This window comes from Paraburkholderia sp. GAS42, assembly GCF_050436565.1.
Lineage (GTDB): Bacteria > Pseudomonadota > Gammaproteobacteria > Burkholderiales > Burkholderiaceae > Paraburkholderia.
On the sequence record NZ_JBNDML010000033.1, the window covers coordinates 13,139 to 38,140 of the forward strand.

Here is a 25,002-nt window from a genome sequence, read left to right on the forward strand (position 1 = left end):
GGCTGCTGCGCCTGTCGTCGCTGAGGAGGTGGCTCGCGTCGATGTGTGAGAAGCAGCACATTCGCGTGCACACGACTCACGCGGCGTATTCCCGCCAGGAGTGCCCGGAGTGTCACACTGTCGCCCGGGACAATCGAAAGACGCAGAAACAGTTTGAATGTATCGGCTGCGGCCTCAAGGCCAACGCCGATACGAATTCCGCCATTAACCTCAACCGCAGGCTGACCGACGATGTTCTGAGGGAAGCCCTGCATACGGTTGATGCTCATGGACGTCTATCACCCAAGCCTATGCGGTACAAGGCGGTGAAGCAGGCTTTGCTCGAGCGATGGCAACCCGCTACCGGTGGTTTAACTGAACCCCTTACATCGATAGTCGGGAGCAAACCAGCTCCATTGAATAAAGGCGCTTCAAGGGAAGCCTCGGCCTTCAGGCCGAGGTAGTTTCACATTGCAGTGCTCAGACAATCGGTGTTACCCGGGTCGGGCATCGTCTCACGACGTGAAATTGTGACGTATTCGGCGGAAACGGCCTAACACAGATTTATGATTTGCCGGCGATCGACCGGGACGGTGTGCCGGTGAGCCTTTACGGGGTATTCGCCGAACTTCTAGCGCAGATAAGGCACGGCAGTCCGCTGCGAAAGACCGGTGCATGCGGTGCGAACATTTTGACTGAGAAGTGTATCGTTTTTGTCAACGGTGAGGCTCAAACATTATTTAACACACGCCGACATCGTATTGATAGCCTTTGTCATGGTGGAGGGAGAGCATCCAACGCGAGGAGGGCTTCGCTATGCTGAGATGGATCGCAAACTGGGCTGTGCACAACGCACTCACCCCGGAGAAACAAGCCGAAAAGGTGCTACGCGAACTTCGCCTGGAGCTTTTCCAGGCGGAGCAACGAATCCTTGATGCGCAAATGCATGCGGATTACTATCGCGCACGCTTGGCCTTTTGCGAGGAGGTCAAAAAAAACGGCATCGAGCAGGTGGCCGACCAGCGCAAAGGTCAACAGGAAACATCACAAACGTTGCGACCGGGACTCAAGCTCACAGCTACACAATAGCAAGTCGGACAGAGGCCCTCTCGACCGCCAAACCGATTTCTCGCCATTCTCTTAAGGACACAGACATGAAGTCGAGAGTCGTCACACCACTTTTGATCGCTGCGTTACTTGGCACGTCGGCTACCACTTTCGCGCAATCACACCATGACGACCACGGCGGAGACTAGCCTTCGCACAACCGGCCAAACCCTGGTCACGGGGCGCCGCATGGAAATGGTCACGGGCCTGCTTTGCACGACGCATCGCGGGGGGGGCCAGGCGGCCCCATTCCTCATGACGATTGGCACAAGGGCGAGCGGCTTCCGGCGGAGTACCGCGATCGTAATTACGTCGTCGACGACTGGCACGGGCATGGACTGCAAGCGCCGCCGCGCGGGTATCAGTGGGTAGGCGTGAACGGGGACTACGTACTCGCTGCCATCGCGACAGGTGTCATCGCAAATGTTCTGCTTTCCGGGCATTAACCGTCCGGATCGATATCAATCGCTTTCCAAACCGCTAAACGTTACTCGTCCTGCCCATAGTGGGGATTGTGCCTGCCATTGTCCGGCACGGCCTTGCTTGTGTTGTATATAGGTTTACACGCTATCTTGGTTGTCTAACCGCAGCCGTTGCTGTTGATATTCACAGCTGGATGTAGCCCACTGCGTGGCAATGTATAGCATCAAAGTTAGCAACGTGGGCTTCTGGATATCTAGACACCCGATCGTGCGAACAGGAGAAGATGATGCACTGATTTTCATCCGTTTGAGCGCAGGGATAATGAGCCAATTTATGGTTCCAGCATCACCTGAAGCCGATAGATTACGAAGGGCCATTCATTGTCATCCCATGAAACGCTGTCTTTCCAAGTGGCAAATCGAGGTCAAATCCTTTGAGCTCGAGCGATAGCCGCGCCTCATCTTCCTCGGGGTCAAGTCGCCACGTAATTGTGGTATTCAGCGCGCTGTGAACGAACGAGTAGGAGAGTACGCTCATGCTCGACAGCTGATATTTCACAGGGCTGTTGGCCCCCCCTGGCCCATATCCAGCGTGAAGCGATGACCTACGATCGCGCGGACATCGCCGGCGGCCCACCACTTTGCATGAATTGCCGGATCAGTAAGCGCCATCCACGCTTGAAATGGCGAGTGCGGGATGACTTGCGTGATTTGGACGATTCCGGGTTCGATAATTTTATTTCCTCTGCCAGACTGTCACTCAGTGCGTCCATTCGGCGATTCCAATACAGTTCGAAGGGACGAAGCCATTCGACCGCCTCGGTTAATGCTGCTGAATCGAGCCCGTAAGGTCGCCGAGCGCTGGCCCATCACGCTGGAGATGATCGACGACATGGAGGCGCTGCTCGGCCCGGCGGCCGAGTTGTTCAAGGCAGCGAAAACGCGTGCCGCCGAGATGCAGCGCGCGTTCGAGGCGACGTTTGCAAGACGCAATGCCGAGGATCTTGAGCGGCAACGCGATGCGACCGAACTGGCGGCGTGCGAAGCGGCAGATCGGCGACGCGCGCCGCACGTCTGGCTCAGCTTTCTTCGCAGATCGCCGGTATGCGCCGCTCGTTGAGAGAGATGTACGCTCGCGTGATACGGCATGACTCGGGAAGCCGCGTGCATTCGCTCGCCTCGCCGGGAGGTCACGACATGACACTGTGGCGTGGATGGCGAAACGCACGAACTTACGTCGCTCAATCGACACCTGTGCATTGACGAAGACACTGGGCAAATCGGCTGTGTGCGTGTCGCCCATACGCGGATTGCCTTTGTTGCCAACTGTTTGCAAACTTCCCAAACGATTTTCATCGAAGTCACATATATCGGCTCGCGTTCGACGCGGAGAGGGCGGATGACCCAAAGCACGGTCGGAACCTTCGCGTGCGGCTGCTTGCGGCGGGGTCGTCACCTGTCTGCGAAATCAGTACGTAGTTTTCGCCTAGCTCGCCGACGATACTAGACGTCACAATTCCTAATCCAGTACGACTTTGGGCGCAAAAGATGTGCGCTTGGCTGGCCGCTAATCCTAGGGATTTCGAAGCCGCTATCCTTGCGGAGATATCAGCCGCCTTTCAAGTATCGGGCAAACCGTGTGGGTGACCAGGTCCACAGGTTTTTTCATGGACAGGGGAAAATGGTTGCGGCTCGTAATCGACCATGGAAACCCGGTCATTGTCGCGTCGGGAGTTCGTCCTTCGTAACACCGGATGCAGTTCGGGGTAGTGAAGCCGACTGCGCCGGAAAGCGTCAGATTCGATGCGGCCACGTGCGGAAGTTCAAGCCTGTACAGGTGATGATTCGACCGCCCGGTCGATCTCTATCAACTCGACGTGTTCCTGACCGTTGCGTCGTTGGGCAGCATGTCGGCGGCGGCGAGTGTGTTGGGCATCAGTCAATCCGCCGTTTCACAGACCACCGCGCAACTCGAGCATTCGCTCGGACTAGTGTTGATCGACCGCGCGCGGCGCCCGCTGTCGCTGACCTCTGCCGGACTTTATATCAGTCAGAACGCGGAGCCGCTGCCTGCGCTAGCACGCCAGATGAAGGCGGAGGCAACGGAAGTGTCGAAAAGCGAGGGACCGTATCTTCGCATCGGTATGATCGATTCGGTGGCCAACACGATTGGACCTTCGCTCATCCGATTGCTGGCGGATCGTACGAGCGCATTGTCGGTGCAGATCGGGATGGCTACCGCACAGGAAGAAGCGTTACTCGGACGCGAACTGGATCTCATCATTTCTACGAACCCGCTTGTCGACAACGCTGCTTTTCAGAACGAGCTTCTTTATGAGGAAAGCTTTGTTGCTATTGCAGCTCGCGACGCAAGCGGCGAAGACTCACCGAGAGCCTTGCAAGCGCTTGCCGTGGCATTGCCGTTCATTCGTTTTAGTCGAACCTCTACGATGGGTATTCGCATTGAACGGATCCTGCGGTACAACGATATTGATGCACCGAGGAAACTCGAAGTCGATCACGCGGATACTATGACGCTGCTGGTGGCGCAGGGCTTAGGGTGGGCCATCACGACACCAACTTGTTTGTTGCAGACCGGGACGCGATTTATCAATGCAATCGACCTGATTCCCGTTGCCCGAGGGAACTCCACCCGCTCAATCTATCTTGTCGGGCGTCGCGGAGAGTTTGTCACCTTGTCCAAAGATATTGCCATCGAGGTCAAGTCATCCTTGCAGGGGTTGTTAGATTTGCACCCTTGGTTGCAGCCCTTTGTGCCTTCGGATGGAACAGATGCCCCTGGCTAGCCGTTAGGCTGGGATCGGCCATGAAGCGACAATTGCGAGGCTCCGCCAAGCGGCCGGTCATCGGGCCACAGGCGCCATTCAACTTTGGACGCCCCGACGGATGAAACGCTGTAGACCGCGCGCGGCAGGAATTGGAGGCTTTGCAGGCGCAGTGCCCGCATAACCGACCCGCTCGACGTTGACCTCTGGACTAGCGCGATCTCGCCCGCACGCGAGGCGCTGATCGGGTTGCAACTCAAGGAAGATCTATGTGCATCTGCCGCCGTCGCAGCTCACGCTAACGGCGAGATAAGCGGTTCGGGTCGGCCCCGGCAGCTTAACCATTCACACGCCGCTTGGCGAAATTCGGCCAGTGTCATCCAGTGGCCAGAGTATGCAACGCAGCGCGATCTCGAACGCGAATCCGTCGGCCTTCCTTTGCAATTACGCCACGGCACGTTAGGGATTTCAGCACGCGCGAGACGGTTTCGCGACTGACTTTTGCCATTGCCGCGATAGTCGCCTGGTCTGGGAGTTCGATCAGGGGCGATTCATCCTTTTCCGCATTGTTGATCGCCGACTCGATGACCGCTGAGATTCGGGCGTTCGCGCGCGATAGTCCCTTCACCGCGTGACGTTCGACAAGATCCATAACCCGAATGGCCATAGAGTTGTTTAACGCGCACGCTACATTGGGCTCATTGAACAACTGCCGGGCGTGGGCTCGGCTGAAAAGCGCCACAGTACTTTTCCTGACGGCCGCGATGTTCCCGTGAATGGATGAGTTGCGAAGGATCGGCTCTTCTCCGCCCGATTGTCCAGGATTAATCACACGGACCGGGATTTCGCGACCGTCCTCGGAGAGGGTAGAAGTTCGCAATTGTCCCGATATAACGAGCACAAGTGGGGATCGCGGGTCACCCTGAAAACAGATGTAGTCGCCGGGCCCGAATTCGGCGATCCGGACCATCTCGCCGGCTCTCTTTACTACGTCGTCATCAGCCGTAGAAAAAAGGGTCTGCTTTCTCAGAAGTGTTTCCATCTGCGCTCGATTTTCGTTACGTCATCGCCTTACATGGCGACGCGAATTCTACAGATATTTAACATTTGTTGCATTTTGACCCAATTTGAAACAACTGTATTGTATTTGTAATATATGCTGCCGTTCGCGCAGGCCGAGTCTCTGCGACTCCTCGGCTTTATGCGGAAATTGTGCGTACATGTGTCGTGCATCGACAGGACGCCGATGTCGGCTGGCTTTCCTTGGTGGCGCGGCGGCGCTTGCCGGGGCGAACGGCACTGCGATCGACCGCGTCTGGCGCGATCATCTGCAAGTCAAGCCGGGCTGTCAGGACTATGTGTAGCGGCTTTCCTGCGACGATTTGCTACATTCAAAGCGCATGCCCCTGGCCCCTGACATAACGCCAGTAGGCGCAAACGAACGCATGCACTCTTCGTCGGTGACACAACATTTGGCAGCACGTGGGTTCTCGCAGCGGCGGAACATTGTGTTTCGTGCGAAGACGTCTCATGTTGAATGGTTACCCGACGGTCGATGCCTCTGGTCGAGCGGCACAAGCGGGTCTATTTTGTTGAAAAACTCGTAGCGCGCCGTTTTAGAACGGCTTGCAAAAAAATCGACCTCTCAGATCGACCTACAAACCGCTCGCGAGCATCGGTCAAGGGTAAAACGACCCCTGAAAACCTCGCGAGAATATCGGTCGTCGAGTTTTTCAACAAAATAGGTCGAACTAGGTCGGTCATTCGGGCTGAGTTTGGCCACCTATGGACGGAGGTCTCCTATCGCTTCCCGCACTCCCCAATATCATATGAGTTGCATCCCAATAGACGTTGAGACCCATCAAATTCGTCAGCGTGTCGGCTGCTGCCTTCATGCGTACCCCGACGTCCGCAATCGACGGCACCGGCGCGTCGTCGATTCTCTCGATATACGGGGTTGTGAGCGAGACTATCGCATGCCCGCTACGCCCAAAAACAGGATATGCCAGATTACGTACGCCCTTCACCTGTCGGCTGGGCATGCGCGCAAAGCCATGCTGGCGAATCTGAGCCATGTCGCGCTGTAAGGTCTCCGGGTTGACCATTCGCTCTCCGTCGACAGGCACATGAAGTGCCAGCATCTGATCGCGTTCGTTATCCTCCTGAAACGCCATCAGCACCTGGCCGGATGCGGTGTCACGAACGTTATTCATCAGAGGAAATAATGACCAGCGAAAATCTCGAATTTTTATACGGCGTTGATTCATCCACGAACGAAGACGTCGCTTGGACTGATATCAAGTCCATGTGGCAGGAATTGCAGGATCCCACTATTGCCCCGGATCCTCCAGATGAGCCTCGATCAGGCACATTCTCGCAGCGAGAGCCGCGAGCGCAACGAAAGGCAAGTGCCTCGCCCCGTCAGTAAGGAGGTCCGGATCGTGCGGCGATGTGTCGTCAGCCACAGCGGTCGTCGTCAGACAGCAGCTACGTTCGCAAAACACTCGATAGAATCGCCATGGATTGCGAGAAGGCTAACGGAGCCACAGCGCAGTGGGGGCAGGCTGTCTCGCGTGCTGCCACAGCATTTTCCTGAACATTGCGGCAGCAATCACAAATGCCGAAAGCAATATAACCGGGATACGCTTGCGGTTGCCCGCTACGGCTTGTGCCTACGGCACCTCTCAGCCCTTTTCAACGAGGCCAGTGGGCGTGCGACAGCGCTGTATCGGAAAACATTACCGAATGCCCAATCTCCCGTCCTGCAAGCTTCCGGAGTGATTTCAAGATTGTTGAGGTGCGTCGGCAACACGGCATCTGCGGCGTCTGCACTGGCGCTCTGCAGTTTCGCAGCCCGGCGAAATAGACCGAGCGCGTGGTAACCATCACAGCGCAACGATAGCGAAATCTGCCCATTCGACTTCACCCGAACTCTCATCTCCAGCAAATCCGAGAAAACTCGGCACCGCCTTCGCGGTACCAGTTACAACCTGACTACGAAGTGAGCCGTTGGCGCCGCGTGTGCTGGCAGGCGTCCCCTCAACTCAATCTATCCTTTGTATCTCGATTGCGTAATCCGGTTCGTCACATGCGTCCGAACCGGTTAGCTCCGTTCGACGAGACGAAGCCCGGTATATCGTGGGGTGCACCGATTCGCTAGACCTACTTGCTCAGTCCTTGTAGCCTTGCCGAGCCAGTAGCTTCCACACGCCATTGCGCTTTTGCCAGACTAGCAGCACGTCAAAATCGACTTCCGAAAACTTGCCATCCGACTCTGTTGTACCGGAGAAGTGATCACGTACGACAGCGTTATCGCCAGTGACCATCGTCGTCGTGTGCGTAAGATCGATTCGTCGGTAACGAGTCTGTCCACTCGCAATAGTGTCGATAAACGCTGCCCGGTCCTGCACCCGGCCATTGGAATGGCCATAAGACAGCGCCTCAGATGTCAGGTCTCGCATCTTTTGCGGGTCGCCGGCGATCATCGCAGCACTCAAACGGTTCATTGCATCGTTGACGGCATATTCATCGGAGGTGTTTGCGGAAGCGTCTAGGAAGATAAGGCTACCCGCGACGATCAGAAGAAACTTTTTCATTTCGAGAGGTCCCTTTGAAATTCGGTTCGCTGCGAACGAGCGTATTACCACCTTACGCTTGACGTCACCAACAATGAACAGATATCGAATGATTTATGGGCGCCACGATCTGGCAGCGAGACTCCATGAAACGAGTTGGCAGGTCGCAGGCCAAGAGCGGGGCGGCTTCGGCGCTTTCATTTTTTCGATGAGTCTTCCGGGCCTGGGCGGTGACGCTAATTCCTCACAGTATCACCAGATGGAAAATATTGATTTGACGATTGTAATCATAATCCATCAAAAGTTCTCTTTTCCGGAGAAGAAAATAACTGAAAAATCTGGCTGCCACGGTTTCTGACTTATCGTGTCTTGACTCTGGCGGATTCCGCTGTGGGGCAAGGCTTCAGGCGGTCGCGAAGCTCGATTCAGGAGGATGTGTTACGAGACAAGGCAAGGCAAGGCACTTCTGAGGATGCGTGTGCTTAGCTGTCCCACAACGAGAGACCGATACTCGCGAACACCATTTGTCCGTTGCGAAAGCGGATGACGCTTGCCTTGAACGGGGGCCAGCCGGACGAGCGATGTGCGCCTGACGAGAGAGCCATGTGTCGATACGGTTGTTTGTCCGTATAGGCACACGCTCAATCTCCTTAAAAAATCAGAATATTCCCGCTGCGCTGTCGACATGAGCCCTTCATCTCCGGTCTGAAGACCGAGGTTTTCAGGCTATGCCGGGATAAATCTTTTAATCTCGCGTTTCTTTCTTTTGACCGGTGTAAATCGAATCTGGTGTCCGAGCAAAAATCTCCCGCACCATCGGCTCAAAGAAGGACAACGGCAATGCGTCAGCATTCTTCACGAACGCTGGTCCGTCGTATTTCTCGCAAAATTCGACCGTACGCGCGTACAGATCCGGCTGATCTCGAAACCGCTCCCGCATGTGCCGATCAAGCCCGAGATAATGGAAAAAATAATATCCCTGGAATATTCCGTGGTGCTGGACCATCCAAAGATTTTCCGCAGAAACAAAAGGCTTCAGGATGGCAGCCGCGATGTCATAGTGGTTGTAGCTGGCTAGTGTGTCTCCAATGTCGTGTAGTAGCGCGCAGACCACGTATTCAGTGTCTCGCCCGTCGCGGTAAGCCAGCGTCGCGCATTGCAGACTATGGTCGAGCCTGTCGACTGGAAAACCACCGTACTCTCCTTCGAGCAGTTTCAGGTGCGCGAGCACGCGTTCGCCCACAGATGTGTCATAGGGCTGCGCCTCGCGGCTGATGACGTCCCAGTCGCGTTGGGTGCCGAGCGAAATATCGGAGAAAGTCGCGCGCTCTCCGTTAGGTTTGTCGTTGAGCATCTGTCGTGATTGTCTGTGCGAATAAAGAGAATTTGATTTGCCTGGGCTGACTGTCGCTGATGCAGTCGACGCAACAGCACGCTGTTGATTTTCAATCTGCTGCAGATGCAGAGTGATCGGTTTTGTATCCGAAGTAGGCGGTTTCGAGCGCTTCGCCGTCGCCGAGTTCGGCGCCCAATTGATTCAGAACGACTTTGCCATTACGCAAGACGGCCACGCGATCAGCCAAATCAAGCACTCGTGCCGTGGATTGCTCGACAACCAGGAGTGTGAGTCCCGTATCGTTAAGCTTTTTGAGGCTGTCGTAGACCTGGTCGACAACGAGCGGCGCGAGGCCAAGCGATGGCTCATCAATCATCATCAGTTTGGGTTTGAGCAGAATCGCCCGGGCAATGGCGAGTTGCTGCTGCTCTCCACCGGACAGATAACCCGCCGCGCCCTTGAAGCGCTTTTCGAGAATCGGAAAGGTCTCAAGCGCTTTTTGAAGGTCATCGTGAACTTCTGCGCTGTCTTTTCGGTGCATCGCGGCTAGACGCAGATTTTCTTCCACCGTCAGCGTCGCGAAGATGTGCCGTCCTTCCGGCACGAGCGCAAGCCCATTGAGGCACAGACGCTCTGGTTGCTCGCCAAGAATGCTCTTGCCGTCGAAGTCGATGCTTCCCGTGCGCGGCTTCAGCAGGCCGGCAATGCATTTAAGCAAAGTCGACTTGCCGGCGCCGTTTGGGCCGACGACAAACGTGATTTCGCCTGCTCGCACTCTGAGGTCGATGCCCTTAAGCGCTGACAGTTGCCCATAAGACGCGTGCAAATCCTTGATGTCAATCATCAGTCCCTCCGATCCGAAATTTGAGTCAGCGGTATTTGCGCGAGGATTCGCTTCGCTCCGCCTAGGGTTGACCCGACCCATCCCAAAAAGCGCTTGACACGAATTATTGTGCCTCTAATTATAGCAACTGTCCACAGTCCACAGTGGTCGGAGTGCAGAAGGATGAAAAACACCTGATGCGTCGGCCGGCCGTCAACTCGTAGAGGAATGAAATGCGCAAGCTCTTCAGTAAGGCTATTGCGGTAATCACATTGCTCGGTGCGGCGATGACGGCGGGCATTCCCGTCGCCTACGCCGCCGATGCGCAGCCCATCACCATCGGCTTTGCGATTGCCGAGTCCGGGTGGTTGCAGAACTACGATGCGGCGCCGTTCAAGGCTGCGGTGCTGAAGATCGACGAGATCAACAAGGCGGGCGGCTTGCTGGGACGTCCGGTGACCTATCGTGTCATCGATACGAAGACGGATCGCGAGCGCTCGGCGAGCGCAGGCGCAGAACTCGTTCGCGCAGGTGTCAAATTGCTGGTCGTATCGTGCGATTACGACTTCGGCGCTCCGGCTGCGCTTGCCGCGCAAAAAGCCAAGATCATTTCGATGAGCCTGTGCGCAGCCGATCCAAAAATGGGCGCGCAGGGCGTCGGCGAATACGCGTTCACGGCAAATAGCGCTGCCCAGTCCGAAGGCATTGCAATCGCGGAGTATGCGCAAAAGAAGCTGGGTCTCAAGAGTACCTACGTTCTTGAGGACACGGCTATTGAATATACGAAGTCAGGTTGCGCGGGTTTTCGCGCAGCGTGGGTGAAGGGTGAGGGCAAAGACACGCTGCTCGGTAACGATGTATTCAAGAACGACGACCCGTCGATCGCCGCACAGATCACGCGCCTGAATTCATTGTCGAAAAAACCGGATTCGATATTTGTATGCAGCTATACGCCGGGGGGCGCGTCGGCGATCCGCCAATTACGTGCCGCAGGAATCAATGTGCCGATCCTCGGTACGACGGCGATGATCGACAACTACTGGCTCAACGCGGTCCCCAATCTGAAGGACTTTTACGTACCGGCATTCATGTCGCTGTACGGCGACGACCCGCGTCCCGCAATGCGCACGTTTGTCGACAACTTCAAGACGCGGTGGGGACAACCACCGGTTTCGTCGTACTCGGTGCTTGGCTATAGCCTCATCGAGCAATGGGCTTATGCAGTGACGAAGGCGAATGCAACAGATTCGGACAAGGTGCTCACTGTCATGAACAGCTTCGACAACCAGCCGTTCCTCGTCGGACCGACGTCGTATCGCAATGACCTGCATATTCAGGTGAATCGCCCGTGGCTGATTATGAAGGTGTCGAATGGTTCGTTCCATGCAGTCGAGTTGTACAAAAACCAGCTCACGCCGGATACGAAACTGCTCTTTCGCGTAGGCAGCTAAGCGCGCACCTTAAAGCGAATTCACCCTCAGGGACGCCTCTTTCCGGGAACGAAGACGACATGACAGCAGATAAGGTATCGCGCCTCGTGGCAGAAGGTGTCCATGTGTCCTTCGGCGGTATCGCGGCGTTGACCGACGTAAACCTAGCGCTCACGCAGGGCGAGGTCTTTGGGTTGATCGGTCCCAACGGCGCGGGGAAGACCACGATGGTCAACGTGCTGAGCGGTTTTCAGCAGCCAACGCAAGGCGGCATGATGCTGGATGGCGTCGCCGTTGGCGCCAGGGGGCCGCATCGAGCCGCGCGCGCAGGCATCGGGCGAACCTTCCAGGCCGGACGCCTGTTTAAGGACCTGAGCGTCAGTGAAAACCTTGCTGTGGCAGCAATGGGAACCGGGCTCAGCGCAAGCAAAGCGAGAAAGCGCGCGGCGGCCATTCTCGACTGGATGGGTTGCGTGGACATGATCGATCGTCGCTGTGACAGTCTGTCGTATGGCAACGAGCGACGCATCGGGATCGGTCGTGCACTCGCGCTCGATCCGGCGTTTGCGTTGCTCGACGAGCCCGCATCCGGCATGAACGACGCCGAATGCGACGCGCTGATGCATCTGATCGCATCGATTCCGCGCGACTTTGGCTGCGGCGTGCTGCTGATCGAACACAACATGGAAGTCATCATGGGTGCATGCCAGCGGATTCACGTACTCGATGGCGGCAAGAGCATCGCCGAAGGAAGTCCCGCCGACATCCAGCGCAACGCAGACGTGCGCCGTGCTTATCTCGGCGACAAGGCGAGCGTGCGGCAATCTCAACCGAAGGTGGTCTGATGTACTTCGCTCAAACCATGGTGGATGCCGCCGCGCTAGGCAGTCTCTACGCACTCGTTGCGCTGGCTATCGGCTTCGTTTTCAGCATCATGCGACTGATCAACTTCGCGCAAGGAGACTACATTACGATCGGTGCCTATTCGCTGATCGTGCCGACGGCGGGTGCCACGCCTGCACTGATGTTCGGCGCATTGCCGATCCCGCTGATGCTCGGCGCGATCATCGTGTTCGTCGTGCTAATCGCGCTGATTACCGAGCGCATCGCGTTCAGGCCGCTTCGACAGACGAATCCGGCGACGCTGCTCGTGTCGTCGTTCGCGGTCAGCTATTTTCTGCAGCATCTGGTCATGCTCGTGTATACGAGCCGGCCGAAGTCAATCGACATCAGTCATGGTCTGAATGAGGCCGTGAGCATTGGCGCGTTGCGCATACCCGGCACGCAGCTGTTCACGATGGGCGTGTGCGTCGTACTGCTTGTTTCACTGCTGGTGTTCTTGCGGCGCACGTCAATGGGGATCCAGATGCGCGCGGCGGCGGAAAACTTCCAGATGGCCCGCCTGGTCGGCGTACCGGCGAATCGTGTGATCGCGATTGCGTTTGCGATCAGCGGCATTCTCTCAGGCGCAGTTTCATTGCTGTTCGTCATGCAGACGGGCACGCTCGACATCCGTATGGGCACCTTGCCTGTTATCTACGCGTTCTTTGCGACGGTGATTGGCGGGATGGGGTCGCTCGCCGGTGCAGTGCTGGGTGGGTTCATTGTCGGATGTTTTGGCGTGTTTCTGCAGGCCTATCTTCCTTCTGACCTTCGCCCGTTTCGCGACGCTGGCGTGTTCGGTCTCGTCATTCTGATGTTGCTCGTCAAGCCAAATGGACTCATCGCCAACAGCACCAACCGGGAGCGTGTGTGATGTCGACGCCTGAAAATGCTGGATTCAACGGATACCGCGCACCGGATACGTATATCACTGCTTCGCCGCTCGCCGCGTGGTCGCCGGTGCTCTGGATCGCTTTACCTGTGCTGATTGTGGCTTTCGCCGTAGCGCAGTTCGGCAGCCCCGAATTGCAAAGTATCATCACGTTAACCCTTATCCGCATTGTGACGGTCGTCGGGCTGTACATCTTTATTGGCAACTCGGGAATCATCTCGTTCGGCCACGTCGCATTTATGGCCATTGCGGCTTACGCGACCGCATGGCAAACCTGTTGCGAAATGCTCAAGCCAATGGTGATGCCAGGGTTGCCCGCATTCCTGCTCGAACGCAGCCTGCCGATCTGGCTATCCGGCGCGACGTCCATCGCGCTCGCGTGCTGCGTTGCACTGCTAGTCGGGCTGGTGCTGATGCGCCTGTCGGGCCTTGCCGCCTCCATTTCGACGCTCGCCGTACTGTTCATCTTCAACACGGTCTACTCGAACTGGGACAGCGTCACGATGGGTACCGCGTCGATTGTCGGTTTGCCTGCTTTCGTGACGGCGCCCATTGCGGCACTTGGTGCAGTGCTTGCGCTACTGGTCGCGTTTCTTCACCAGAAGTCACGCTGGGGCCTGCTATTGCGGGCAAGCCGCGAAGACGAGGTCGCAGCGCGCGCCGCAGGGATTTCACTCTATTGGTCACGACTGATCGCCTTCACGATCTCCGGCGCCGTGATGGGCATGGCGGGGGTGCTGCAGGCTCATTTCGTCGGTACCGTTTCAACCGATTCATTCTTTCTCGATCTGACGTTCATCACGCTTGCCATGTTGATCGTTGGAGGAATGCGCAGTCTGGCGGGCGCAGTGGTGGGCGTGGTCGTCGTGCAGGGGATCACCGAGGTGTTCCGGCACTTCGAGTCCGGTGTGACGGTGGCGGGCATGCAACTGTCGTTGCCGAGCGGTGTACAGGAACTGGTGCTCGCTAGTGCTATGTTACTGATTCTGATCTATCGACGAGACGGCCTGATGGGCGGCCGCGAGCTCTCGATAGGGAATCTACTGCGAAGAAAGTCAGGAACGACCCAACCATGAACACCACCATTCCGAAGTCGACCAGTGAGCCGCATCTGCTGGACGACGTGGTCATTGATAACCGCATGCTGTCAGAGCAGGTCGCGACGCACCTGTTCCGTCAACTCGTCAATGGACGGTTGCGAGGCGGCCAACGGATCAACGAAGCGGAGCTTGCCCGAACGCTTGGCATCAGCCGCAACCCGATTCGCGAAGCAATCCGAAAGCTGGAAGAGCGCGGACTGCTGGTTTCGTCCCCACGACGTGGAACGTTCGTACGTTCGTTTACCAAGCGGGACATGGCCGATATTTTCTCGTTTCGCACCGTCGTCGAAGGATTTGCGATCCGTCAGGCGTTGCCGCGCATGACCGACGATGATCACGCTGATTTGAGAAGTATCGTCCAGCGCATGGCTGACGCGGCCAACGCCGGGCATGAAATGGATCTCGTAGAGGCCGACATCGCATTCCATCAACGAGTCTGCGAGCTATCGGGCAATAGCCAGACACTGCGCGCTTTCATGAATATTCGTGCGGAAGTGCAGATGTCGATCACGCTGGTGGAACACCGATTTGAAAGCCTTGAAGCGGCGGCTGTCGATCACTGGCCGATTGTCGAGGCCATCGCGACGCGCGACATCAAGAAGGCAGTAAGGGCTTTGGAAGAGCACATCCAGGACTCATGGCAGCGAATTTCCGCTGCCTACCCCGACAACTAGCCGCACATCGCGGCGTGTATCTAGGAGAGCGACCAAATGCAGGGCATCGACATCATTGGTATCGACATCGGTGGCACGTTTACCGACTTTGTCGCGTATGACTCGGCATCAGGCACCATCCGTAACTGGAAAAACCTGACGACGCCGAAAGAGCCTATCGAAGGCGTACTGCAAGGCCTCTCACAGCACGACAACCTGGCCGGCGTGGGTAAGATTCGGCTCGGCACCACAATCGCCACCAATGCGCTTCTGACACGGCGCGGCGCGAAGATCGCGTACGTCACTACCGAGGGTTTCCGCGATGTGCCCTTCATTCAGCGCGGCGACCGGCGTAGCCACTACGACATCACATGGATCAAGACGAAACCGCTGGTAAATCGTAGCGAATGTTTTGAAGTCCCCGAACGGCTTTCTGCGAAGGGCGAGGTCGTACACGAACTCGACGAGGCCGCTGTTCTCGAACTGGCAAGGCGAATCAAGGCTGATAGTACGATTGAAGCGGTTGCGATCTGCACGCTGTTTTCGTATATCGATCCGCGTCACGAGCGTCGCATCGGAGAGATTCTGCGACAGGAATTGCCTGATATGCCGATATCGGTCTCGTATGACGTGCTGCCGAAGTGGAAGGAATATGAGCGAGCCTCGACGACGATCGCGGACGCCTATCTTAAGCCCATCGTGTCACGCAACTTTAACCGGATGCACCGGCATCTTGAAGAAATCGGTCTTGGCGACAAGGTTGGCGTGATCAAGTCGAACGGTGGTGAGTCAACGTTGCGCAGGGCGGCTGAATCCCCCGTTCAGATGACGCTATCCGGGCCCACTGGCGCGGTGGTCGCGACGCGCGCGGTTGCGCAACTGACAGGCATCAAGAACCTGGTGACGTTCGATATGGGGGGCACTTCGACTGATTGCACGACGGTCGTCGACGGCATGGAGCACGTCACCACTAGCTTCGAGATCGAATGGGGACTGCCCATCCAGATTCCGATGATCGACATTCATACAATCGGTGCGGGCGGCGGTTCGATTGCATGGATAGACAAGGGTGGCATGTTGCGCATGGGCCCGCAATCGGCGGGCGCAGATCCCGGGCCGGCTGCTTACGGTCGCGGAGGCGAAAATGCGACAGTGACGGACGCGAATGTCGTGCTTGGCCGCATCAATCCCGACTATTTCCTTGGCGGCAAGATGAAGCTGGACGCCGACGCAGCGCATCGCGCAGTGAAGGCGGTTGCGGACCAGATCGGGCTGGAAGTCGACGCTGCCGCTTACGCAATGATTCAGATCGCTAACAACAATATGCTTGGCGCGCTGCGAACCGTGCTGCTGCAACGCGGCCTCGATCCGCGTGACTTTACGCTCGTCGGTTCGGGTGGAGCAGGCCCCGTGCACATCTGCGACCTGATGGAAATCAGCGGCATTCCGCAAGGCATGGTGCCGAACTATCCCGGCCAGTTTTCCGCTTTCGGCTTCATCATGACGGACGCGCGCGTGGACCGGCATCGCACGGTCCAGCAAGTGTCGTCGCACTTCGAATTCGAGCGCGTTTCTGCTGCGGCAAAAGACCTTGCCGAAGACGCGCTCAACGAGTTGAGGGAGCAGGGTTACGAAGAAAACATCGAGCTTTATCGCTCGGTTGAAGCGCGCTATCTCGGCCAGAACCACGAGCTTGAGGTCGTCGTGAATGGCGATGTGTTCGATGCGCAGTCGACGGACGAACTGTGGGCAAATTTCCATCAACAACACGAGGCCCGCTTCGGCTTTGCGATTCCCGGTGAGACGATCGAACTCGTCAATCTCAAAGTGACGGCTGTCGCAATCGCCGGCAAGCCGGTGCTGAAAACGCTGCCAGACGGTGGCGGCACACCGGCGTCGAGCGGCAGCCGGCGCGTGCGTTACGAGGACGGCTGGATTGATACGCCCACTTACGATCGCGACACGTTCAGGCAAGGGCAGGTGATTGCCGGTCCGGCGATTATCGAAGAGAACGCGTCGGTGACGATTCTCCGACCCAACCAGACGCTACGGGTCGACCCGTACGGCAATCTGATCATTACGGCCTGAGGAGAAACACGATGGACATGATTACCATGAACATCCTCGAATCGACGATGGTTTCCATCTGTCGCGAGATGGGCATCACACTGATGAAGACTTCGTATTCAACGATCTTCAACGAGGCACTCGATTTCACCTGCGGGCTGGCGGACCTCGACGGCGACATGATTGCGGTAGCCGATTATTGCCCCGCGCAGATCGGCGGCATGCCGCTGCTGATCAAGTCGTGCCTGAAGGAAGTGGATATGGATGAACTGGCTGACGGCGACATCATCCTGCACAACGACCCGTATCGCGGTGGTTTGCACACGCCCGAGCACACGTTTTTCAAGCCGATTTTCGTCGACGGCGAAGTGATGGGCTGGGCCGTTGCGATCGGCCACCTTGCAGAAGTGGGCGGCTCCGCACCAGGCGGCTTCTGTGGCGAGGCCACCGAAATATTTCACGAAGGACTGCGTATTCCGCCCGTGAAGATCAAGACGAAAGGCAAAGACAACCGTGACATCTGGAAGCTGCTGCTCGCCAACGTGCGCACGCCGCGCGCAAATTATGGTGATCTGCGCGCGCTGATTGCTGCTGTCGACCTCGGCGAAAAGCAGATGAAAGCCGTCTTTGCGAAGTATGGCAAAGATAAAGTGCGCGAGAACGTCCGCGATTTACTGCTCTACTCCGAGCGCCGCATGCATGCAGAACTCGAGGCGATACCGGATGGCATCTACGCATTCACGGATTTGATCGAGAGTGACGGTATCGACGCCGGACGCACGCACAGAATCTCCGTTGAAGTGCACAAGATGGGTGGCGAAGTTGTGATTGACTACACGGGGTCGTCCGAGCAGGCTTCAGGTCCAATCAACGCGACGCTGGGCGTGTCAACGTCGGCGGCCTACAACGCGATCCTGCACATGACCGATCCGTCGATTCCGCGCAATAGCGGCTGCTTCCGACCGATTCGCATCGTCGCACCGCCGGGCACGATCGTGAACGTCGATTTTCCCGCGCCGGAAGTAGGAGGCAATACGGAAACTCATCCGCGAATCGTCGGCGCGATCCTAGGCGCCATGGCGGATGCGGTGCCTGGCCGCGTGATGGCTGCCGAAGGCGCGACGCACTGTAATTTCGTGTTTGGTGGCGTGGCTGCTGACACCGGTGAATACTTTGCCTGCTACGACCTGGAGGCGGTTGGTTGGGGCGGCCGCGCATTCGCTGACGGAAATGATGCGGTCGATTCGATCAATGGTAATTGCCGCATCACGCCAGTGGAAGTCTACGAAACGCGTTTTCCATGGCGTATCGAGAAGCTCGCGTTCAATCAGGACTCGGGTGGTGCGGGCGAGTATCGCGGTGGCCTCGGGTACTCGAAACAGATGCTCTGCCTGAATGAAACGATCACCGTCTCGCAGATGACGGACCGTCACGAATTCGCGCCGTGGGGATTGAATGGAGGCCTTGAAGGCGGTCTGGGTGCGACGCTCGTTCAGAAGGCAGGTACGTCCGGCTGGCAGACTATGAAAGAAGCGTATGGCAAGGCGTCGTCGAGCCGGTATTCGAATGTCGCAATCCGCGAGGGAGACCGCGTCACACTCGTAATGCCGGGTGGTGGCGGGTACGGCGATCCGGCTAACCGTTCGCCGGAAGCTATCACCGATGACGTACGGAACGGATATGTCTCCGCCGCTGCGGCGCAAAAATACTACGGTCACGAGGAACGCTGATCATGAAATTCTCCCAGAACGGGTTGTACATCGAGAAGTATGTGAAGTGCGCCAACTGCGGCACATTGATTTACACGAACGACCGCGAACAAATGGCGCAGACGGTCGAACAGGATGGACGGATTATGTGTTCTCAGTGGTGTGTCGATTGGGCGGAGGCGCGTACTCAGCGCCGCCGGGAAGCTGCTGAGCAGTGAGAGCGGAGATCGGGGTGTCGCGTACGCGATGAGGTCTGCGGGACATCCCGGTAAGCGGCATGAGGACGACGTGATGGATGAGGACTGTACGCAATGAACGCCACCCCAAATAACGATATGAGCGTCGATGAATGGAGTGCCCGGTGCGATCTTGCAGCGCTCTACCGGCTGCTTGCTCATTTCCGGATGACTGATCTCATTGATACGCACATCTCGGCGCGCGTACCGGGTGAAGAGGGGCGTTTTCTGATCAATCGCTACGGCGTGTTATTCGACCACATGCGCGCATCTGATCTGATCAAGGTCGATATTGACGGCGGAATTGTCGATCAGCAGGGAGTCGTCGGCGTAATCAACAAGGCAGGCTTCAACATCCATGCTGCGATTCACGCCGCACGAGAAGACGTCGCGTGTGTGGTTCACACTCATACGTCTGCTGGTATTGCCGTCTCGGCTCAAGAGGAAGGGCTGCTGCCAATGAGCCAGCATGCGTTGAAGTTTTACAATCGGGTCGGGTATCACGATTACGAAGGAATCGCGCTCGATGTGTCAGAGCGTGCGCGTTTGACGCGCGACCTTGGCCGGCATATGGTGATGATTCTTCGAAATCACGGCTTGCTCGCAGTGGGTCGTACCATTCCTGAAGCGTTCAACCAGATTTACTTTTTGGAGCGCGCGTGCCAGGCACAAGTCCAGGCACTCGCGGGCGGAAGACGGTTGCGATTTCCGTCACCAGAAGTTTGCGAGTTGGCGGCTCGTCAGTCTGAGACCGAGATCGATGAGAAACTTGATGTGCTCGCGTGGTCGGCGGCGCTCGGACTGATTGCCGACCAGAGAGACGTCTATTGCGAATAGGTTTGCGCACCTATGCTCGGCAGGAAGGCTGGTTTTCCACGAAGTTCGCCATATTTGTCTAACTTTGAGCCGTTAGCATCGCAATAGTGTGCAACCGGTAGATGTTTGCTAGATGCCGAATCGTAAGCAGTTTCCAAGGTGAGTCATTCCTCAATAGTAGTTAAAGACCTATCGTACATACCCGGCTTCGTCTTTTTCGTTCTATCTCTAGATAAATCGGGATCGCTTATAACCGACGTCCAGCGGCTGCCATCTGAGCGCGCGGAAGGTGCTGAACGAAACCAGAAGGCGAGGGAGAGGCCAGACGGTTGACGGCGGTTTTATTGAGCGCATCGAGTCTTCATTTCACAAAGAGTGCTGACTCCGGTAACCTACTCGCCATCTTATCGCCCGCGCGCGACGCGACATCTATTCTGGCGGATTCGCATTGCCGCCGAGGTGCCGGTTGAAAGCTTACCGATGAGCGCATGAGCGCTGAATTGCTCTGGATGATGGAGCAAAGCCCGAGGGCGAGACAGACGAGTCGGTCGCGCTGCGGATCCAGGGGCGGCGGTGTCTCGGTTTGGCGAGGCCTTTCAGTGGATAGATTCTCGACCGAAATCGCCTACAAAGGTTCTTCCGTCGCACTTTCGCGACTCTGCATTTGTTAAAGTGCGGTCTTTCGACGGGAGTACGAGTATGCGCCAGATGTTCTCCGCTGCAATCTTCGACATGGATGGCCTGTTGGTCGATTCAGAGCGTGCGATCATGGACGCGTGGATCGCGGTGGGGGCGGATCTTGGAATCGCATTGTCGGCTAGCGACTATCTGCCGATTATCGGAATGTCGCCTTTGGAGTGCGAGCTGATTCTGACTGAGATGCTCGGCGGGGCCGCTACACTTCGCGAGATGAAGACCCGAGTTCGGCAACAGCTGAGCAAGCCGTCCGCGCATCCGATATTTCCGTTGAAGTCTGGAGCACGAGCACTGCTGACTGAGTTGTCGCAAGCAGGCATTCCATGCGCTGTCGCGTCTTCTTCCTCAGTGGATGAGATTAAATCGCGCCTTGAGCGCGTTAGCGTGCTTGAATTTTTTAAGGCGATCGCCGGCGGTGATGAAGTCGTTCGGGGAAAGCCTGATCCGGCGGTCTACAGACTTGCAGCCCACCGACTGGGTGCGCCGGTGGGCGCCTGTCTAGTCTTCGAGGATAGCGATAACGGCGCTCGCGAGGCCGCTCAAGCCGGCATGGCGGTAGTTATTGTTCCCGATCTGAAACTACCGGCTACTGAGGTCGTTGAAATGAGCTTTTGCGTATTAGAGAAACTCGACGAGGCGATTGCACACGTCGCAGACTGGTTCTCAGCACCCGATGCAAAGTTTGTGTGAAAGTTCGTTGTAGAGGAAAGTGTTGGTCACTTTTCGTACCGAAGACGAATTTTCATTCTGCTGCGCGCGCTATCAGGTGCCGTTGTGAGGCGCAATGCTAAAAGATAACCATTCGATTTGCTTGGACCAGGTTGACATGATCCTTGTGGACACTGTCACATTTGTGTCCCGGCAAAGTGTGGCGTCGTCCATATCCATAAGGTCAAGATCCGATGGTTACGTTTGAGATGAGCGAAGAGCATTTCTCTCTTCTTTCGTTGCCGGCAGAACTGTTTGTATTCTCGAGTTACCGCGATGCGCCTCGCAAATGCGCTTTCCGGGTTCTGGATCTCCTGATGGATGTCAATCGGGCTGTAGAACGGCGCTTGATTCTGACGCAAAACCCGCAGGTCAAAAAGTGATCGATATCTCTTAAGGGGGCGAGCGCGGACGTGATCGTCACGGTCGAGCGAGTAGAAGAGCATCTTCTGTCCGACATCCTGTCTTGTGTCGGACGCGGTAACGCGAATCACGCCCCACAACGAGTGTCGAGTTTGTTCCGAACCAGATTGCAACGTGGGGCACGATACCGTCGGAATCGCTGGCGAAGGAAATGCTTTTCGGGCACATTATGGTTTAAGCATTTAATACTTTACTGGCCATCGTTGACCTCACAAGCTTCGCCCGTCGGCAATCAACGGATGCTGTAGAGCAGGTGTAGCTGCTTTCACGGTGCGTCCCGCTCCGGCAGGGCTCCTCAGTTCACAGTAACCAGCCTCCAAGAACGCAGTCTATGACGCAGGAATCAACGTCTCCCGCCGCTCCTGCCGTGCCCGTCCAGCATCCGCCGCTGCAGGGTGGTCAGCTCGTAATCGCCACGATTGTGGTTGCGCTTGCCACTTTTATGACCGTTCTGGACACGTCGATCGCGAACGTCGCGGTGCCGACAATCTCGGGCAATCTCGGCGTGTCGGTCGATGAAGGTACGTGGGTCATCACGATCTTTGCCGCCGCAAATGCCGTGTCCATTCCTCTAACGGGGTGGCTCACGCAGCAGATCGGTCAGATCCGGCTTTTCGTCGGGGCGATTCTGATGTTTGTTTTCGCTTCGTGGCTCTGCGGCATCGCACCCGACCTGCCATTCCTGCTGGGCGCGCGGGTTTTGCAAGGATTGGTAGCTGGCCCGCTCATTCCTTTGTCCCAAGCCGTGCTGCTCAGCTCCTATCCGAAGGCTCGGGCCAATATGGCGCTAGCGCTCTGGGCAATGACCGCCACAGTTGGACCGATCGCGGGGCCGGTGCTCGGCGGCTGGATCACTGACAACTACAGCTGGTCGTGGATTTTTTACGTCAACATCCCAGTGGGATTTATCGCGGCCAGCGCCACCTGGTTCATTTACCGAAAGCGCGAAACGCCGACGAAGAAGCTGCCGATTGACGCGGTCGGGCTCGCGCTCCTTGTGACGTGGGTCGGTTCGCTTCAGGTGATGCTTGACAAGGGGAGGGACCTTGACTGGTTCTCGTCGTCTTTCATTGTTGCGCTAGCTCTGACTGCTCTCGTCAGCTTCGCGTTCTTTCTTGTGTGGGAGCTGACGGAGGCGCATCCGGTCGTCGACCTCAGGCTCTTCGCATTGCGCAATTTCAGCAGCGGCACGATAGCGATTTCCGTTTCCTATGCGATTTACTTCGGCAATCTCGTTTTGCTGCCGCAATGGATGCAGGAGTATCTCGGCTATCGGGCTTACGATGCTGGCCTTGTCACAGCGCCCGTTGGCATTTTCACAGTTCTACTTTCTCCTTTTATCGGGCGCCTGCTTCATTGGTTTGATGCCAGAGTCCTGGTGTCGGTTGCGTTCGTGGGTCTGTCCGGTGTGTTCTTCATGCGCACGCAGTATCTGAGTACGGTGGATGCGTGGCACCTGGTTATACCGACCTTGCTGCAAGGCATTCCAACTGTGCTTTGGTTCGTTCCGCTTGTATCGATCATTCTTTCCGGATTGCCGCCTGAGCGCATCCCTGCAGCGGCAGGGTTGTCCAATTTCGCGCGTATTTTCTGCGGCGCCGTTGGCACATCCATCGCGGGCACCGTATGGAATCATCGAACGGTTGTGCATCACGTGCGACTCACCGAGCAGGCGAGCATCGACAATCCGGTTTTCAACCAGAGCATCGCCGCCTTGCAATCGCAATTCCATCTGGACGTGGGCTCCGCTTACGCGGCGTTTGAATCGATGGTCGCGAGTCAGGCTGCGGTCATGGGTCTCGACGACTTCTTCTATGCGTCTACGTTCATCTTCATTCTGATCATCCCGCTCATCTGGATCACGCGTCCGACAAAGGGCGCAGACTCGACAGAAGCGTCTGCAGCTCATTAAGGTGACCGTGAGCCGAAAATCCACCGCAGGACTTGATATTAGGACCTAGTCATCCTCGCTAACTGCGCCGGCCGTAGCCAGGAGAGACCGCCGTGCTCATGGATTGGCAACTGGGTAGAAGAAGGGCCAGGCGGCTCTGGGATAGCGCTCGTGGTTCTCTCGGCGCCTCTCGTGGAGTTACGGGTGGCCATGCGGCTTGACATGGTGTCATCTGTGCTCAGCGTAGGAGACCCGCGAAGGCTCGCAATACGGTCGCGAGCGTCGACGTTGCGGCTGCTATTGGAGGCAAAGAGGCTAAAACGCTGTTGCTTAACACTGAATGCGAAATCATTCAGTGTTACCCGAAGCGTCGCCAGCCAGGCCTTTCATCAAATGGATTGGTGGCAAGTCCCGAATCCTTCAGCAAATCGTTCCTCGGCTTCCTCCCGGACGACGACTCATTGAACCGTTTGTTGGCGGCGGCTCAATCTTCCTTGCGACCAGGTACGAGGAGTATCTACTCGGAGATGCCAACGCCCATCTCGTTGAACTCTATCAGGCCGTATCACAAAATCGAGACGAATTCGTCAGAGTAGCTGAAATGTATTTTAACGAGCAGTATCGTACGGCGGAGCAGTACCTCTCCGTGCGATCAGCCTTCAACAGTGAACAAGAAGCGCTGACGCGGGCGGCACAATTTCTATATTTAAACCGCCATGGTTTCAACGGACTGTGTAGATACAACAAGGCGGGTGGTTTTAACACGCCTTACGGACACCCAAAGCGCGTGCCTCGCTTTCCCCTTGATGAAATAGTCGCTTTTTCCGAAAAAGCCCAGCGCGCAACATTTGTCAGCGCCGATTTTTCCGAGCTCATGGATGCAGCGACGCCTGACGACGTCGTCTATTGCGACCCTCCCTATCTCGACAGAGATGGTGCCCGAAGCTTCACAGGATACGGTCCAGGTGGATTTGATATTCAGCGACAGGAGGAGCTCGCTTCGACGGCGAAACGGTTGGTCGGAAGAGGAGTCACGGTCTTGGTGTCGAACCACGATTGTGAAAAAGCTCGCCAACTGTACGCCGGCGCTAAGATATTTTCGTTCACGGCACGCCGCTCAGTGAGCGCGGCCGTAGATAAGCGGGGTGAAGTGGGTGAGTTACTTGCAGTTTTTTCCCCAGAATGAAGGCGCAAAGATTTCATCTGAAAATCAGGTCGTCTTATGCGGAAAGGAGGTCTAGTTAATCTGCTGGCCGCCAGATCGTACCGTTGAGCGCTCGGCCACTATGGTGTCCAGCGGCGAAACTGCGATAAAGTGACGTGCCGTGCTGGTTAGGGCACGCATTTTCTACTTTGAAGCGAGATTGTTAAATGACCAAACAGGAATCTATGGTCACCCCCGTTTTTGCAACGCTGACTTTTGACTTTGCGGTTGGCTTGCCTAAATCTATCCGGCGTCGTTTTGGAGATA

General features: G+C 56.6%; 24 protein-coding genes. 18 read left to right on the forward strand and 6 right to left on the reverse strand.

Going from position 1 to position 25,002, the window contains the following annotated elements; all coding sequences use genetic code 11:
* Window positions 1-20 precede the first annotated feature (20 nt).
* The 5 genes from P3T16_RS32160 (at window position 21) to P3T16_RS32180 (ending at window position 4,315) form a co-directional block, all read left to right on the forward strand.
* Window positions 21-443: a zinc ribbon domain-containing protein gene (locus P3T16_RS32160; protein ID WP_429345320.1), complete on the forward strand. Its 423-nt coding sequence runs from the start codon at window positions 21-23 to the stop codon at window positions 441-443.
* Between the two features lie 352 nt (window positions 444-795).
* Entirely contained in the window at window positions 796-1,068 is a 273-nt protein-coding gene (locus tag P3T16_RS32165; protein WP_429345298.1) for a hypothetical protein, read from the forward strand.
* A 230-nt stretch (window positions 1,069-1,298) separates the two neighbouring features.
* Complete coding sequence (locus P3T16_RS32170; protein ID WP_429345299.1) at window positions 1,299-1,532, forward strand: RcnB family protein; 234 nt, start codon at window positions 1,299-1,301, stop codon at window positions 1,530-1,532.
* 856 nt (window positions 1,533-2,388) lie between these two features.
* Entirely contained in the window at window positions 2,389-2,628 is a 240-nt protein-coding gene (locus P3T16_RS32175) for a hypothetical protein (RefSeq protein ID WP_429345300.1), read from the forward strand.
* Window positions 2,629-3,385: 757 nt separating this feature from the next.
* On the forward strand, window positions 3,386-4,315 hold the full coding sequence (locus P3T16_RS32180; RefSeq protein WP_429345301.1) for a LysR family transcriptional regulator: 930 nt from the start codon (window positions 3,386-3,388) through the stop codon (window positions 4,313-4,315).
* A gap of 355 nt (window positions 4,316-4,670) precedes the next feature.
* On the opposite strand, the gene P3T16_RS32185 is transcribed toward P3T16_RS32180, so the two are convergent.
* From P3T16_RS32185 to P3T16_RS32195, 3 genes are all read right to left on the reverse strand, one after another.
* Entirely contained in the window at window positions 4,671-5,336 is a 666-nt protein-coding gene (locus P3T16_RS32185; RefSeq protein ID WP_429345302.1) for a Crp/Fnr family transcriptional regulator, read from the reverse strand.
* Window positions 5,337-6,054: 718 nt separating this feature from the next.
* On the reverse strand, window positions 6,055-6,561 hold the full coding sequence (locus tag P3T16_RS32190; RefSeq protein ID WP_429345303.1) for an IclR family transcriptional regulator domain-containing protein: 507 nt from the start codon (window positions 6,559-6,561) through the stop codon (window positions 6,055-6,057).
* A 903-nt stretch (window positions 6,562-7,464) separates the two neighbouring features.
* On the reverse strand, window positions 7,465-7,890 hold the full coding sequence (locus P3T16_RS32195; RefSeq protein WP_429345304.1) for a nuclear transport factor 2 family protein: 426 nt from the start codon (window positions 7,888-7,890) through the stop codon (window positions 7,465-7,467).
* A gap of 73 nt (window positions 7,891-7,963) precedes the next feature.
* Between P3T16_RS32195 and P3T16_RS32200 the strand changes: the two genes are divergently transcribed.
* On the forward strand, window positions 7,964-8,227 hold the full coding sequence (locus P3T16_RS32200) for a hypothetical protein (RefSeq protein ID WP_429345305.1): 264 nt from the start codon (window positions 7,964-7,966) through the stop codon (window positions 8,225-8,227).
* Between the two features lie 387 nt (window positions 8,228-8,614).
* On the opposite strand, the gene P3T16_RS32205 is transcribed toward P3T16_RS32200, so the two are convergent.
* Window positions 8,615-9,223, reverse strand: coding sequence for an HD domain-containing protein (locus P3T16_RS32205; protein WP_429345306.1), 609 nt, complete (start codon window positions 9,221-9,223; stop codon window positions 8,615-8,617).
* A 91-nt stretch (window positions 9,224-9,314) separates the two neighbouring features.
* Window positions 9,315-10,049, reverse strand: coding sequence for an ABC transporter ATP-binding protein (locus P3T16_RS32210; protein WP_429345307.1), 735 nt, complete (start codon window positions 10,047-10,049; stop codon window positions 9,315-9,317).
* Between the two features lie 212 nt (window positions 10,050-10,261).
* On the opposite strand from P3T16_RS32210, the gene P3T16_RS32215 reads away from it, so the two are divergent.
* The 10 genes from P3T16_RS32215 to P3T16_RS32260 all read left to right on the forward strand — a co-directional run bounded on the left by P3T16_RS32215 (window position 10,262) and on the right by P3T16_RS32260 (window position 21,199).
* Window positions 10,262-11,479, forward strand: a complete 1,218-nt coding sequence (locus P3T16_RS32215; RefSeq protein WP_429345308.1) for an ABC transporter substrate-binding protein — start codon at window positions 10,262-10,264, stop codon at window positions 11,477-11,479.
* Window positions 11,480-11,538: 59 nt separating this feature from the next.
* A complete protein-coding gene (locus tag P3T16_RS32220; RefSeq protein ID WP_429345309.1) occupies window positions 11,539-12,303 on the forward strand; it encodes an ABC transporter ATP-binding protein in 765 nt (254 codons plus the stop codon).
* Entirely contained in the window at window positions 12,303-13,214 is a 912-nt protein-coding gene (locus P3T16_RS32225) for a branched-chain amino acid ABC transporter permease (RefSeq protein ID WP_429345310.1), read from the forward strand. Before P3T16_RS32220 ends, P3T16_RS32225 begins: the two co-directional genes overlap by 1 nt.
* Window positions 13,214-14,308 (forward strand): branched-chain amino acid ABC transporter permease, encoded by a 1,095-nt coding sequence (locus P3T16_RS32230; protein WP_429345311.1) that lies wholly within the window; start codon window positions 13,214-13,216, stop codon window positions 14,306-14,308. The genes P3T16_RS32225 and P3T16_RS32230 overlap by 1 nt, the downstream gene beginning before the upstream one ends.
* Window positions 14,305-15,006 carry a GntR family transcriptional regulator gene (locus P3T16_RS32235; RefSeq protein ID WP_429345312.1) on the forward strand — a complete coding sequence of 234 codons (702 nt, stop codon included), beginning with the start codon at window positions 14,305-14,307 and terminating at the stop codon, window positions 15,004-15,006. The genes P3T16_RS32230 and P3T16_RS32235 overlap by 4 nt, the downstream gene beginning before the upstream one ends.
* Window positions 15,007-15,042: 36 nt before the next feature.
* On the forward strand, window positions 15,043-17,073 hold the full coding sequence (locus P3T16_RS32240; protein ID WP_429345313.1) for a hydantoinase/oxoprolinase family protein: 2,031 nt from the start codon (window positions 15,043-15,045) through the stop codon (window positions 17,071-17,073).
* Window positions 17,074-17,084: 11 nt separating this feature from the next.
* Entirely contained in the window at window positions 17,085-18,782 is a 1,698-nt protein-coding gene (locus tag P3T16_RS32245) for a hydantoinase B/oxoprolinase family protein (RefSeq protein WP_429345314.1), read from the forward strand.
* A 2-nt stretch (window positions 18,783-18,784) separates the two neighbouring features.
* Window positions 18,785-18,979 (forward strand): hypothetical protein, encoded by a 195-nt coding sequence (locus P3T16_RS32250; protein WP_429345315.1) that lies wholly within the window; start codon window positions 18,785-18,787, stop codon window positions 18,977-18,979.
* Window positions 18,980-19,072: 93 nt separating this feature from the next.
* Window positions 19,073-19,834: a class II aldolase/adducin family protein gene (locus tag P3T16_RS32255; RefSeq protein ID WP_429345316.1), complete on the forward strand. Its 762-nt coding sequence runs from the start codon at window positions 19,073-19,075 to the stop codon at window positions 19,832-19,834.
* A gap of 687 nt (window positions 19,835-20,521) precedes the next feature.
* Window positions 20,522-21,199 (forward strand): HAD family hydrolase, encoded by a 678-nt coding sequence (locus tag P3T16_RS32260; protein ID WP_429345321.1) that lies wholly within the window; start codon window positions 20,522-20,524, stop codon window positions 21,197-21,199.
* Between the two features lie 155 nt (window positions 21,200-21,354).
* Here P3T16_RS32260 and P3T16_RS32265 read toward each other — a convergent pair whose 3' ends face one another.
* Complete coding sequence (locus P3T16_RS32265) at window positions 21,355-21,663, reverse strand: hypothetical protein (RefSeq protein ID WP_429345322.1); 309 nt, start codon at window positions 21,661-21,663, stop codon at window positions 21,355-21,357.
* Between the two features lie 308 nt (window positions 21,664-21,971).
* Between P3T16_RS32265 and P3T16_RS32270 the strand changes: the two genes are divergently transcribed.
* Together P3T16_RS32270 and P3T16_RS32275 are read left to right on the forward strand one after the other, a co-directional pair.
* The gene (locus tag P3T16_RS32270) at window positions 21,972-23,552 is read left to right on the forward strand and encodes a DHA2 family efflux MFS transporter permease subunit (protein ID WP_429345317.1); all 1,581 of its coding nucleotides are present in this window, start codon (window positions 21,972-21,974) and stop codon (window positions 23,550-23,552) included.
* Window positions 23,553-23,886: 334 nt separating this feature from the next.
* Window positions 23,887-24,717: a DNA adenine methylase gene (locus P3T16_RS32275; RefSeq protein ID WP_429345318.1), complete on the forward strand. Its 831-nt coding sequence runs from the start codon at window positions 23,887-23,889 to the stop codon at window positions 24,715-24,717.
* Window positions 24,718-25,002 lie beyond the last annotated feature (285 nt).